Source organism: Streptomyces sp. XD-27 (assembly GCF_030553055.1).
Lineage (GTDB): Bacteria > Actinomycetota > Actinomycetes > Streptomycetales > Streptomycetaceae > Streptomyces.
The window spans coordinates 3,066,709-3,080,103 of sequence record NZ_CP130713.1 but is presented as its reverse complement, the minus strand read 5'-3'; the positions used below and the strand labels follow the sequence as shown (position 1 = coordinate 3,080,103).

Sequence of the window (13,395 nt, the reverse complement as noted above, 5' to 3'; positions counted from 1 at the left end):
GCCGACCCCCGCACCGAGGCTGCAACAATGTCCCGCCGTGAAGCGGTAAAGCGGCGGCAAAGCCGGCGGCACAGCTGCCGCGAGCCGCGTGAGCCGCGCGAGCTGTAAGAGGCGGAAGGGATATCCGGCACATATGAGTGCATCAGGCGGAACCAAGGCGATCGTTGCCGCACTAGGCGCCAATCTGGCCATCGCGGTGGGCAAGTTCGTGGCCTTCGCGTTCAGCGGCTCGTCGTCGATGCTCGCCGAGGGCGTGCACTCGGTCGCCGACTCGGGCAACCAGGCGCTGCTCCTCCTCGGCGGCAAGAAGGCGCAGAAGGAGGCGACGAAGGAGCACCCCTTCGGCTACGGCCGCGAGCGCTACATCTACGGCTTCCTCGTCTCCATCGTCCTGTTCACCATCGGCGGCGTCTTCGCGCTGTACGAGGGCTACGAGAAGATCAAGCACCCGCACGAGATCGACGACTGGTACTGGCCGGTCGGCGTCCTCGTCTTCGCGATCATCGCCGAGAGCTTCTCCTTCCGCACAGCCATCAAGGAGTCCAACGAGATCCGCGGTGGCCTCACCTGGACCCAGTTCGTACGCCGCGCGAAGGCGCCCGAGCTGCCGGTCGTCCTCCTGGAGGACCTGGGCGCCCTGGTCGGCCTGATCCTCGCTCTCGGCGGCGTCGGCCTGGCGCTGCTGACCGGGGACGGCGTGTGGGACGGCATCGGCACGATGTGCATCGGCGTGCTGCTCGTACTGATCGCCCTGGTGCTCGCGGCGGAGACGAAGTCCCTGCTGCTGGGCGAGGCGGCCGATGTCGACCAGGTCGCGAAGATCCGCGAGGCGATGGTGGACGGCGAGACCGTCACCGGCCTCATCCACATGCGCACGCTCCACCTGGGACCGGAGGAACTGCTCGTCGCCGCGAAGATCGCGGTGGCGCACGACCACACGGCGGAGATGGTGGCCCGGGCGATCGACGAGGCCGAGGCCCGCATCCGCGAGGCGGTGCCGATCGCGCGGGTGATCTACCTGGAGCCGGACATCTTCAGCGCCGAGGCCGCCCCGGCGTCCCCGCCCGCCTCCACGACCTGACGCCTGACCGCAGGCGGCGGACACCAGAGGGCCCCGAGCGGGACCGGACCACCGGCCACGCTCGGGGCCTTCTGCCGTTCTGCGGCCGGCCGCTACCAAGACCGGCTGCCGCCAGGGGAAGACACCGGCACCAGCACCAGCACCCGCACGCGTACCGGCACCCCTACCGAATCTCTCCCAACACCCCCAAGATCTCCGGCACCCCCGCCGCCCCCCGCAGCCGCTCCCGGAACCCGTCATCCATCAGCTTCCGCGACAGCAACGCCAGAATCCGCAGGTGCTCGTCACCCGCCGCGGCCTCCGGAACCGCGATCATGAAGATGAGCCGCGCCTTCGTGCCGTCCAGCGAACCCCACTCGATGCCCTCGGCGGACCGCGCGAACCCGACGACCGGCGCGGTCACCGCGTCCGTCTTCGCGTGCGGAATGGCGATCTCCTCGCCGAGCCCGGTGCTGCCCTGCTCCTCGCGCGCGAACGCGACCCGGACCAGCTCCTCGACATCCGCGACCTTGCCGTCCGCGGCCAGGAGCTCGGCCATCTCACGTATGGCGGAGTCCTTGTCCTCGGCAGCCAACTCCTCCTTGACGGTCCGTGCGCTGAGATGACCGCACAGCACCTCACCGGCCGACTCACCGACCGCACTCTCCGCCCGCCGCGCCGCCGGGGCGTCCGCATGCACATGCGTGTCGGCCTGTACAGGCGTGTCCGCACGCACAGGCGTGTCCCCCTGCACAAGCGTGTCCCCCTGCACAGGCGTCTCGGCCCCCACCGCATCCCGCCGCCCCCACGACATCAGCGCGACCGTCGTCACGGCCGTCACCCCCGTACCGGCCGCCACCGCGACGAAGAACATCGGCACGCCGCCGACCGCGCCCAGCAGCGCGACGATCGGCCCGCCGTGCGGCACGCTGTCCTCGACAGCCGCGATACCCGCCACGGCCCCCGCGGCCGCCCCACCGAGCATGTTCGCCGGGATGACCCGGGCCGGACGCGCGGCCGCGAACGGAATCGCCCCCTCGGTGATCCCGAAGAAGCCCATGAACAGCGCGGCCAGCCCCGTCTCCCGCTCCTGCTCGTCGAAGAACCTGCGCCGGATCAGCGTCGCCAGCCCCTGCCCCAGCGGCGGAACCGGAATCGCCGCCGCGCACATCCCCATCACCTCGGGGTTCTTGGAGACGAGCCCCGCCCCGAAGAGGAACGCGGTCTTGTTGACCGGTCCCCCCATGTCGAACGCGATCATCAACCCGAGGACGATGCCGAGCAGCGCCGCGCTCGTCCCCGTCAGCCCGCCCAACCAGTCGGTGAGGTGCTCGAAGAGCCACGAGATCGGCTCGCCGATCACATACACGAAGAACAGGCCCAGCGCCGTCGTCGCCACGATCGGGATCACGATGATCGGCATGATCGGCTGGACGAACCGGGGAACCCTGGCCTTCTTGATCCACAGCACCAGATAGCCGGCCAGGAAGCCGGTCACGATCGCGCCGATGAAGCCCGCGCCCGCCTCGCTGTCGTACAGCTCGCCGTGCGCCGCTATCCAGCCGCCGACCATGCCCGGTACGAGCGCCGGCCGGTCCGCGATCGCGTACGCGATATAGCCGGACAGGATCGGGATCATGAGCGCGAAGCCGACGGCCCCGATGTCGTTGACGCTCTTCCACACCGAGTCCTCGGGGATGACGATGCCCTCGGACGTCGTGTGGCCGCCGAGCGCCAGCGAGACCGCGATCAGCAGTCCGCCGACCACCACGAACGGGATCATGTACGAGACACCGTTCATCAGCGCCTTGTAGGTGGCGCCGCGCTGCCCACCGCCACCATCCCCCGCACGCCCGCCCAGCCCGCCGATCCGCGCACGGCCGCCCCGCTCGGCACCGCCCCCACTCGGCCCCGCGTCCTCACCCTCGTACACCGGCGCGCTGCGCGCCCGCTCGATGAGCCGGTCCGGATGGTGAACACCTTCGGCGACGCCCACCACGAGCACCCGCTTCCCGACGAACCGGCTCCTGTCGACGTCCTTGTCGGCGGCGACAATCACGGCGTCAGCGCATCTGACATCGTTGTCAGACAAGACGTTCTCAGCCCCGATCGAGCCTTGCGTCTCCACCTTGATGCTGTGGCCGAGCGACTCCGCCGCCTGGGCCAGCTTCTCCGCGGCCATATACGTATGGGCGATGCCCGTAGGGCAGGCCGTCACCGCCACCAACTTCAAGCCTGACCTGCTGGTCCCCGCGCTCGCAGGGGGATCGGCCGGACTGGTCACGTCGTTCTCCTTACGCCTCAACAGGCGCCGGGCTGCGACGTCCGCCCCGGCGCTAGGCGGCATCCTGCAGCACCGCGGCGCTCGGCGCCGCATCCCGGCCGAACAACGTCCCACGGGCTGGGGTTCACCAGACCGACCGGTGTAGATTCGTGACCAGAGCCAGACGTCGCTGCTGATGGCGGTCGGGCGGTCCGTTCATGGACCGGCCGAGGGAGAGAGGGCCTCCGACGGACTGCGCCTGCGAAAGCGACCCGCACGCGTCGCGCGTGCGTACCTGTACGTCCGCAGGACGGCTTGTACGCCCCGTACGTCGACGAGCCACACGACGGGCGAACGGGTCAGGTTTTCGCATGCCCAGCCGAGACCACTCTCGCTCGAACCCGATGACCATGGAGGACAACCCCATGACCACCGCCGCCACCGGCCAGGACTTCAAGGTCGCCGACCTTTCCCTGGCCGCCTTCGGCCGCAAGGAGATCACCCTCGCCGAGCACGAGATGCCCGGCCTGATGGCGATCCGCCGCGAGTACGCCGACGCGCAGCCGCTCGCGGGCGCCCGGGTCACCGGCTCGCTGCACATGACCGTCCAGACCGCCGTCCTCATCGAGACGCTGGTCGCGCTCGGCGCGCAGGTGCGCTGGGCCTCCTGCAACATCTTCTCCACCCAGGACCACGCGGCGGCCGCCATCGCGGTCGGCCCGAACGGTACGCCGGACGACCCGCAGGGCGTCCCGGTCTTCGCCTGGAAGGGCGAGACCCTGGAGGAGTACTGGTGGTGCACCGAGCAGGCGCTGACCTGGCCGGGCACCGAGACCGGTGGCCCGAACATGATCCTGGACGACGGCGGTGACGCCACCCTGCTCGTCCACAAGGGCGTCGAGTACGAGAAGGACGGCGCCGCCCCGGCGGTCGAGACCGCCGAGAACGACGAGCACCGCGTCATCCTGGAGCTCCTCAACCGCACCCTCGCCGAGAGCCCCCAGAAGTGGACGCGTCTCGCCTCCGAGGTCCGCGGCGTGACCGAGGAGACCACGACCGGCGTGCACCGTCTCTACGAGATGCACCGCGACGGCTCGCTGCTCTTCCCGGCGATCAACGTCAACGACGCCGTCACCAAGTCGAAGTTCGACAACAAGTACGGCTGCCGGCACTCCCTGGTGGACGGCATCAACCGCGCCACCGACGTCCTCATCGGCGGCAAGGTCGCGGTCATCTGCGGCTACGGCGACGTGGGCAAGGGCTGCGCGGAGTCCCTCCGCGGCCAGGGCGCCCGCGTCATCGTCACCGAGATCGACCCGATCTGCGCCCTCCAGGCGGCGATGGACGGCTACCAGGTCGCCACCCTCCAGGACGTGGTCGAGACCGCCGACATCTTCATCACGACCACCGGCAACAAGGACGTCATCATGGCCGCCGACATGGCCAAGATGAAGCACCAGGCCATCGTCGGGAACATCGGCCACTTCGACAACGAGATCGACATGGCCGGCCTCGCCGCCATCCCGGGCATCGTGAAGGACGAGGTCAAGCCGCAGGTCCACACCTGGACCTTCCCCGACGGCAAGGCGATCATCGTCCTGTCCGAGGGCCGCCTGCTGAACCTGGGCAACGCCACCGGCCACCCGTCGTTCGTGATGTCCAACTCGTTCGCGAACCAGACCATCGCCCAGATCGAGCTCTTCACCAAGCCCGAGGCGTACCCGACCGATGTCTACGTGCTGCCGAAGCACCTGGACGAGAAGGTCGCCCGCCTCCACCTGGACGCGCTCGGCGTCAAGCTGACCACGCTCCGCCCGGAGCAGGCCGCCTACATCGGCGTCCCGGTCGAGGGCCCGTACAAGTCCGAGCACTACCGCTACTGAGCCCACCGCGCCTCGACGCCCGACGCCCGACGGCGCACGTCAGGCGCGATGAGCAGCCGGTATCAGGCCCCCGCCCCACCAGCGGGGGCCTGTCCCGTCTGTACCGTCAAGGACCCCACCATGCCCCGCGGCCGCTACTCGCTCCACGACCCGCACGATCACACCTCCCTCGGAGAAGAGCACTTCCACTGCGCCATCGGCCCCTCCGGCTGGCGCTACGTCTCCCAGCTCACCGCCCCCTCTCCCGCCACTCCCCCCGGCGCGGGAGCCGGCGGCCCCGCCGTCCCGCACGACACCCCCGTCGGCTCCGTCGACCTCACCCTCGACGAGCTCGGCCGCCCCATCCGCCTCGAGCTCCACGCCGGGGGCTGGCAGGTCCGCGGCGCCGCACTCGACGGGGTCACCTGGGTCCGCACCGACCCGACCGGCGAACACGCCACCGAGGGCAACGTCCCCGCCCACGCCTTCACCGGCGCCTCTCCGGCCTTCCTCATCGCGACATCCCGCCTGCTGCGGCTGGAACCCGGCGCCCCCGCTACCCGTGTCCGCCTCGTCGCCTTCACTGCCCCGGTACTGGCACCCCGCACCCTTGACCAGTCCTGGTCCCTGCTCGCCAGGACACCACATCCCACTGACAGCGGCCCGCTGATGGTGGAGGAATACCAGGTCAGCGAGCTGGACACGGGGGAGCAGTACAGCGTTCACCTCGCCGGCGACGTGGTCCTGTCCGCGCCCGGTATCGAACTCGAAGACCTCGACGTCCCGCCCTCGGCCTTCTGAGACGCAGGATGTGCGTCGACCCCGGCTGACCTGCTAGTCTGCTCTTCGCCCCCGAAACCTGTTGACACAGGTAGACTGGGGAGGTAGATTCAAACGGTTGCGAGGAACTGGACAGGTCCCGTCGCAACGGCTAGTGTCTACAGCGCTCCGCCCAGGAACGACGTTCCCGGCGAGGCATCTTCGAATCAGTTGGGAAAGCGAAGCCGATTAGATCGGCCGGAGCGATTCTGATAAAGTCGAGAAAGCCGAAAGGCAAAGGCCCTCCAACGGCCACCGGAAATGAAATTCCGACCGGAAACGGAACGGAAAACGGATCTGGTAAGGTTGGAAACGCAAGACCGAAGGGAAGCGCCCGGAGGAAGCCCGAAAGGGAAGCCGAAGGAAGCGTCCGTTCCTTGAGAACTCAACAGCGTGCCAAAAGTCAACGCCAGATATGTTGATACCCCGTCTCCGGGCCTGATGGTCTGGGACGAGGTTCCTTTGAAGAAACAAAACACAGCGAGGACGCTGTGAACTGTCGGGATTATTCCTCCCGATGGTTCCGCTCAACGCGAGTGTGCATCCCGATTACGGGAAAACATTCACGGAGAGTTTGATCCTGGCTCAGGACGAACGCTGGCGGCGTGCTTAACACATGCAAGTCGAACGATGAACCCGCTTCGGTGGGGGATTAGTGGCGAACGGGTGAGTAACACGTGGGCAATCTGCCCTGCACTCTGGGACAAGCCCTGGAAACGGGGTCTAATACCGGATACGACCACTTGAGGCATCTCATGGTGGTGGAAAGCTCCGGCGGTGCAGGATGAGCCCGCGGCCTATCAGCTTGTTGGTGGGGTGATGGCCTACCAAGGCGACGACGGGTAGCCGGCCTGAGAGGGCGACCGGCCACACTGGGACTGAGACACGGCCCAGACTCCTACGGGAGGCAGCAGTGGGGAATATTGCACAATGGGCGAAAGCCTGATGCAGCGACGCCGCGTGAGGGATGACGGCCTTCGGGTTGTAAACCTCTTTCAGCAGGGAAGAAGCGAGAGTGACGGTACCTGCAGAAGAAGCGCCGGCTAACTACGTGCCAGCAGCCGCGGTAATACGTAGGGCGCGAGCGTTGTCCGGAATTATTGGGCGTAAAGAGCTCGTAGGCGGCTTGTTGCGTCGGATGTGAAAGCCCGGGGCTTAACCCCGGGTCTGCATTCGATACGGGCAGGCTAGAGTTCGGTAGGGGAGATCGGAATTCCTGGTGTAGCGGTGAAATGCGCAGATATCAGGAGGAACACCGGTGGCGAAGGCGGATCTCTGGGCCGATACTGACGCTGAGGAGCGAAAGCGTGGGGAGCGAACAGGATTAGATACCCTGGTAGTCCACGCCGTAAACGTTGGGAACTAGGTGTGGGCGACATTCCACGTTGTCCGTGCCGCAGCTAACGCATTAAGTTCCCCGCCTGGGGAGTACGGCCGCAAGGCTAAAACTCAAAGGAATTGACGGGGGCCCGCACAAGCGGCGGAGCATGTGGCTTAATTCGACGCAACGCGAAGAACCTTACCAAGGCTTGACATACACCGGAAACGGCCAGAGATGGTCGCCCCCTTGTGGTCGGTGTACAGGTGGTGCATGGCTGTCGTCAGCTCGTGTCGTGAGATGTTGGGTTAAGTCCCGCAACGAGCGCAACCCTTGTTCTGTGTTGCCAGCATGCCTTTCGGGGTGATGGGGACTCACAGGAGACTGCCGGGGTCAACTCGGAGGAAGGTGGGGACGACGTCAAGTCATCATGCCCCTTATGTCTTGGGCTGCACACGTGCTACAATGGCCGGTACAATGAGCTGCGATACCGTGAGGTGGAGCGAATCTCAAAAAGCCGGTCTCAGTTCGGATTGGGGTCTGCAACTCGACCCCATGAAGTCGGAGTCGCTAGTAATCGCAGATCAGCATTGCTGCGGTGAATACGTTCCCGGGCCTTGTACACACCGCCCGTCACGTCACGAAAGTCGGTAACACCCGAAGCCGGTGGCCCAACCCCTTGTGGGAGGGAGTCGTCGAAGGTGGGACTGGCGATTGGGACGAAGTCGTAACAAGGTAGCCGTACCGGAAGGTGCGGCTGGATCACCTCCTTTCTAAGGAGCACATGGCCGACTGCGAGCGAATGTCTCGCACGGTTAGCTCATGGGTGGAACGTTGACTACTCGGCACACTCGGTTGTTGTGACTGTTAGTACTGCTTCGGCGTGGAACACAGGACGGAACGCTGGGGGTGTCGGGCACGCTGTTGGGTGTCTGAGGGTGCGAGCGTTGCTCGTCCCTTTGCGATGCCGGCCTCGGTGAACTCTGCACGTTGGTGTGGGGGTGACGGGGGACGGGTCGTTGCTTGAGAACTGCACAGTGGACGCGAGCATCTGTGGCCAAGTTTTTAAGGGCGCACGGTGGATGCCTTGGCACCAGGAACCGATGAAGGACGTGGGAGGCCGCGATAGGCCCCGGGGAGCTGTCAACCGAGCTTTGATCCGGGGGTGTCCGAATGGGGAAACCCGGCAGTCGTCATGGGCTGTCACCCGCTGCTGAACACATAGGCAGTGTGGAGGGAACGCGGGGAAGTGAAACATCTCAGTACCCGCAGGAAGAGAAAACAACCGTGATTCCGGGAGTAGTGGCGAGCGAAACTGGATGAGGCTAAACCGTATGTGTGTGATACCCGGCAGGGGTTGCGCATGCGGGGTTGTGGGATCGCACTTCAGCAGTCTGCCGGCTGTTGGGTGAGTCAGAAACCGTTGATGTAGGCGAAGGGCATGCGAAAGGCCCGGCGTAGAGGGTAAGACCCCCGTAGCTGAAACATTAGCGGCTTGCTTGTGCGACACCCAAGTAGCACGGGGCCCGAGAAATCCCGTGTGAATCTGGCGGGACCACCCGCTAAGCCTAAATATTCCCTGGTGACCGATAGCGGATAGTACCGTGAGGGAATGGTGAAAAGTACCGCGGGAGCGGAGTGAAATAGTACCTGAAACCGTGTGCCTACAAGCCGTGGGAGCGTCGCGCAAGGACTTGTCCTTGCGTCGTGACTGCGTGCCTTTTGAAGAATGAGCCTGCGAGTTTGCGGTGTGTTGCGAGGTTAACCCGTGTGGGGAAGCCGTAGCGAAAGCGAGTCCGAATAGGGCGGTTTAGTAGCGCGCTCAAGACCCGAAGCGGAGTGATCTAGCCATGGGCAGGTTGAAGCGGAGGTAAGACTTCGTGGAGGACCGAACCCACCAGGGTTGAAAACCTGGGGGATGACCTGTGGTTAGGGGTGAAAGGCCAATCAAACTCCGTGATAGCTGGTTCTCCCCGAAATGCATTTAGGTGCAGCGTCGTGTGTTTCTTGCCGGAGGTAGAGCACTGGATAGGCGATGGGCCCTACCGGGTTACTGACCTTAGCCAAACTCCGAATGCCGGTAAGTGAGAGCGCGGCAGTGAGACTGTGGGGGATAAGCTCCATGGTCGAGAGGGAAACAGCCCAGAGCATCGACTAAGGCCCCTAAGCGTACGCTAAGTGGGAAAGGATGTGGAGTCGCAGAGACAACCAGGAGGTTGGCTTAGAAGCAGCCACCCTTGAAAGAGTGCGTAATAGCTCACTGGTCAAGTGATTCCGCGCCGACAATGTAGCGGGGCTCAAGCGTACCGCCGAAGTCGTGTCATTGCAGTACATACCCCCAACGGGGACTGTGATGGGTAGGGGAGCGTCGTGTGCCGGGTGAAGCAGCGCCGGAAGGTAGTTGTGGACGGTTCACGAGTGAGAATGCAGGCATGAGTAGCGATACAAACGTGAGAAACGTTTGCGCCGATTGACTAAGGGTTCCTGGGTCAAGCTGATCTGCCCAGGGTAAGTCGGGACCTAAGGCGAGGCCGACAGGCGTAGTCGATGGACAACCGGTTGATATTCCGGTACCCGCTTTGAAGCGCCAAACATCGAATCAGGCGATGCTAAGTCCGTGAAGCCGCCTTTGATCTCTTCGGAGTGATGGGGAGTGGTGGAGCCGACGGACCAGACTTGTAGTAGGTGAGTGATGGGGTGACGCAGGAAGGTAGTCCAGCCCGGGCGGTGGTTGTCCCGGGGTAAGGGTGTAGCCCGAGAGATAGGCAAATCCGTCTCTCACACAGGGTGAGACCTGATGCCGAGCCGATTGTGGTGAAGTGGATGATCCTATGCTGTCGAGAAAAGCCTCTAGCGAGTTTCATGGCGGCCCGTACCCTAAACCGACTCAGGTGGTCAGGTAGAGAATACCGAGGCGTTCGGGTGAACTATGGTTAAGGAACTCGGCAAAATGCCCCCGTAACTTCGGGAGAAGGGGGGCCATTTCCGGTGATGAGTCTTGCACTCTGAGCTGGGGGTGGCCGCAGAGACCAGCGAGAAGCGACTGTTTACTAAAAACACAGGTCCGTGCGAAGCCGTAAGGCGATGTATACGGACTGACGCCTGCCCGGTGCTGGAACGTTAAGGGGACCGGTTAGCTCCATTTCGGTGGGGCGAAGCTGAGAACTTAAGCGCCAGTAAACGGCGGTGGTAACTATAACCATCCTAAGGTAGCGAAATTCCTTGTCGGGTAAGTTCCGACCTGCACGAATGGCGTAACGACTTCTCGACTGTCTCAACCATAGGCCCGGTGAAATTGCATTACGAGTAAAGATGCTCGTTTCGCGCAGCAGGACGGAAAGACCCCGGGACCTTTACTATAGCTTGATATTGGTGTTCGGTTCGGCTTGTGTAGGATAGGTGGGAGACTGTGAAGCATGCACGCCAGTGTGTGTGGAGTCGTCGTTGAAATACCACTCTGGTCGTGCTGGATGTCTAACCTGGGTCCGTGATCCGGATCAGGGACAGTGTCTGGTGGGTAGTTTAACTGGGGCGGTTGCCTCCTAAAGGGTAACGGAGGCGCCCAAAGGTTCCCTCAGCCTGGTTGGCAATCAGGTGTTGAGTGTAAGTGCACAAGGGAGCTTGACTGTGAGACCGACGGGTCGAGCAGGGACGAAAGTCGGGACTAGTGATCCGGCGGTGGCTTGTGGAAGCGCCGTCGCTCAACGGATAAAAGGTACCCCGGGGATAACAGGCTGATCTTCCCCAAGAGTCCATATCGACGGGATGGTTTGGCACCTCGATGTCGGCTCGTCGCATCCTGGGGCTGGAGTCGGTCCCAAGGGTTGGGCTGTTCGCCCATTAAAGCGGTACGCGAGCTGGGTTTAGAACGTCGTGAGACAGTTCGGTCCCTATCCGCTGTGCGCGTAGGAATATTGAGAAGGGCTGTCCCTAGTACGAGAGGACCGGGACGGACGAACCTCTGGTGTGCCAGTTGTTCTGCCAAGGGCATGGCTGGTTGGCTACGTTCGGGAGGGATAACCGCTGAAAGCATCTAAGCGGGAAGCCTGCTTCGAGATGAGTATTCCCACCTCCTTGAGAGGGTAAGGCTCCCAGTAGACGACTGGGTTGATAGGCCAGATATGGAAGCCGGGTAACCGGTGGAGTTGACTGGTACTAATAGGCCGAGGGCTTGTCCTCAGTTGCTCGCGTCCACTGTGTTGGTTCTGAAGTTGCGAACCGTTTTGAGCCCCTGTTGGGGTTCCGGTTGTGTCATCTTCATAGTGTTTCGGTGGTTATTGCGTTAGGGAAACGCCCGGTTACATTCCGAACCCGGAAGCTAAGCCTTTCAGCGCCGATGGTACTGCAGGGGGGACCCTGTGGGAGAGTAGGACGCCGCCGAACAATTTTTAGAGGCCCTGGTGGGGAACTTCGGTTCCCCACCAGGGCCTTTTTGCGTTCCCTCCTCCACTCCCAAACGGACTTCCCGTCAGGCGAGGGTTGGGGCATCCGCACTTCCGGTCCTTCGAAGTTCCCGGGCACGGACGTCTGCTGTTGCTCCGTCAGCCGCTCTTCTGCGGTGACCAGGAGCCGTGGGGGCGCCGCGGGCGGCCGTCAGTGGGCAGGTGCCGTCCCGTCACCAGTGCGTCGTCCGCGGTGGCCTGCAATGAGCGGGCCACCGCGGACGTATGCGGAGGTATTTCAGTCGGAGGCGGTCAGTCGCCGGGGGCGGTGTCGACGGCGGGCGCGGAGGGGTTGTCTGCGCTGCTGTTGCCGTCTACGCCGGCGGCGCGGGCCAGTTCGAGGTCGAGTGCCTCGCGGCGAATCCTCTGGTCCATGTACAGAAGGGCAGTGATGCCCGCTGTGATCGGAAGAGTGACCGTGGCGCCGATGACCCCGCCGATGCCGATCACGACTAGGAACGTCCAGCCGACCGTGGCGGTCTCACCGGACAGCCAGTCCGACGCGCTGTCCCCGCCGATGACCATGGCGACCATGCTGGTCGGGATCTCGACGATCGCCTCGACCACGAGGACGATCAGGAGCGCGAGGAGCTGTATACCGAAGACACGCCACCAGGCGCCGCGCACCAGCTTCGCCGAGCGACGCAGGGCGGCGGTCACCGAGGCCTTCTCCAGCATCAGCGCGGGTGCGGCCAGACTGAAGCGGATCCACAGCCAGATGGCGGCGCCGAAGGCCGCCAGCCCGCCCAGGAGCGCGAGGGCGGCCCCGCCGCTCTCCGCCCCCGCCAAGGCGAGCAGGACTCCAGGAGCGACGCCCGCCGCGGCGACGCCGACGACGATCAGTGGCAGCAGGAAGAGCAGTCCGCACAGCCGGGCCAGCTGGGGCCGGGCGCTGTGCCAGGCCTCCGCGGTGGTCACCGGACGCCCCAGGACGGCCCGGCTGGTGACGACGGTCAGCAGGGCGGTCGCGACGACGGTGCCGAGCATGCCCAGCAGCAAGGCGACGCTATTGGAGGCGAGCGAGCCGCCGATGGCGTCCAGCGTCTCGCGGAGCGTCGGGTCCGAGGTGTCGTCGAGGGCGTCCAGCCCCGACACGTCCCGGAACCACAGGCCCGTGGCGGTGGTCACCAGGATCTGTGTGACGACGGCGACGGCGAGCGAGATGCCGAGGGCGGTGCGCCAGTGGGCCCGCATCGTGGAGACCGCGCCGTCGAGGATCTCGCCGACGCCGAGCGGCCGCAGCGGGATGACGCCGGGACGAGCCACCGGCGGCGGTTGGGTCCAGCCGGCTCCCCAGGCTCCCCGGTCCACCGGGCCGGGCGGCCGCGGGAACGGCGGGGGCGGGCCGCCCGGCGCCGACCAGCGCCCCGCCGGCGGCTGCCGCTCGGCCCACTTGGCACCCCATACGGGCTGTTCCGGGACCACGGGCCGGTCGGACCCCTCGCCCGTGCCGCGCGTATCGCGGTCAGGGTCCTCGGAAGGGGGCGGTCCGGGCGGCGCCCAGCCCGGAGAGTCGTTCATCTTCACTCCTTCTCGCTGCCCGCCGCGGGTGCGGCGCGGGCCGGTCGGCTGCCATCGTGTCACGGAGGCCTGGCTTCGAACCGGGCCCAGCACGTCGGGGTTCACGGCGG

General features: G+C 65.0%; 5 protein-coding genes and 3 rRNA genes. 6 read left to right on the top strand and 2 right to left on the bottom strand.

What is annotated here, in order from left to right; all coding sequences use genetic code 11:
- The first annotated feature begins 133 nt into the window (after nt 1-133).
- Entirely contained in the window at nt 134-1,081 is a 948-nt protein-coding gene (locus Q3Y56_RS12900) for a cation diffusion facilitator family transporter (RefSeq protein ID WP_304462075.1), read from the top strand.
- Between the two features lie 163 nt (nt 1,082-1,244).
- Here Q3Y56_RS12900 and Q3Y56_RS12895 read toward each other — a convergent pair whose 3' ends face one another.
- Nucleotides 1,245-3,344 carry a fructose-specific PTS transporter subunit EIIC gene (locus Q3Y56_RS12895; protein ID WP_304462074.1) on the bottom strand — a complete coding sequence of 700 codons (2,100 nt, stop codon included), beginning with the start codon at nt 3,342-3,344 and terminating at the stop codon, nt 1,245-1,247.
- 404 nt (nt 3,345-3,748) lie between these two features.
- Here Q3Y56_RS12895 and ahcY point away from each other — a divergent pair, with 404 nt between their 5' ends.
- The 5 genes from ahcY (at nt 3,749) to rrf (ending at nt 11,705) form a co-directional block, all read left to right on the top strand.
- Complete coding sequence (ahcY, locus tag Q3Y56_RS12890; protein ID WP_304462073.1) at nt 3,749-5,206, top strand: adenosylhomocysteinase; 1,458 nt, start codon at nt 3,749-3,751, stop codon at nt 5,204-5,206.
- A gap of 120 nt (nt 5,207-5,326) precedes the next feature.
- On the top strand, nt 5,327-5,986 hold the full coding sequence (locus Q3Y56_RS12885) for a hypothetical protein (protein ID WP_304462072.1): 660 nt from the start codon (nt 5,327-5,329) through the stop codon (nt 5,984-5,986).
- A 580-nt stretch (nt 5,987-6,566) separates the two neighbouring features.
- Nucleotides 6,567-8,095, top strand: a 16S ribosomal RNA gene (locus Q3Y56_RS12880).
- A 282-nt stretch (nt 8,096-8,377) separates the two neighbouring features.
- A 23S ribosomal RNA gene (locus Q3Y56_RS12875) occupies nt 8,378-11,501 on the top strand.
- 87 nt (nt 11,502-11,588) lie between these two features.
- Nucleotides 11,589-11,705 (top strand): 5S ribosomal RNA (gene rrf / locus Q3Y56_RS12870).
- The 16S, 23S and 5S rRNA genes sit together here, the layout of an rRNA operon.
- A 311-nt stretch (nt 11,706-12,016) precedes the next feature.
- On the opposite strand, the gene Q3Y56_RS12865 is transcribed toward rrf, so the two are convergent.
- Nucleotides 12,017-13,285 carry a glycerophosphoryl diester phosphodiesterase membrane domain-containing protein gene (locus Q3Y56_RS12865; RefSeq protein WP_304462071.1) on the bottom strand — a complete coding sequence of 423 codons (1,269 nt, stop codon included), beginning with the start codon at nt 13,283-13,285 and terminating at the stop codon, nt 12,017-12,019.
- Nucleotides 13,286-13,395 lie beyond the last annotated feature (110 nt).

Excerpts from the sequence above, each read along its gene's own strand:
- Q3Y56_RS12900 (WP_304462075.1), top strand. The coding sequence starts at position 134 with ATGAGTGCATCAGGCGGAACCAAGGCGATCGTTGCCGCACTAGGCGCC.
- ahcY (WP_304462073.1), top strand. The coding sequence starts at position 3,749 with ATGACCACCGCCGCCACCGGCCAGGACTTCAAGGTCGCCGACCTTTCC.
- Q3Y56_RS12885 (WP_304462072.1), top strand. The coding sequence starts at position 5,327 with ATGCCCCGCGGCCGCTACTCGCTCCACGACCCGCACGATCACACCTCC.
- Q3Y56_RS12865 (WP_304462071.1), bottom strand. The coding sequence starts at position 13,285 with ATGAACGACTCTCCGGGCTGGGCGCCGCCCGGACCGCCCCCTTCCGAG.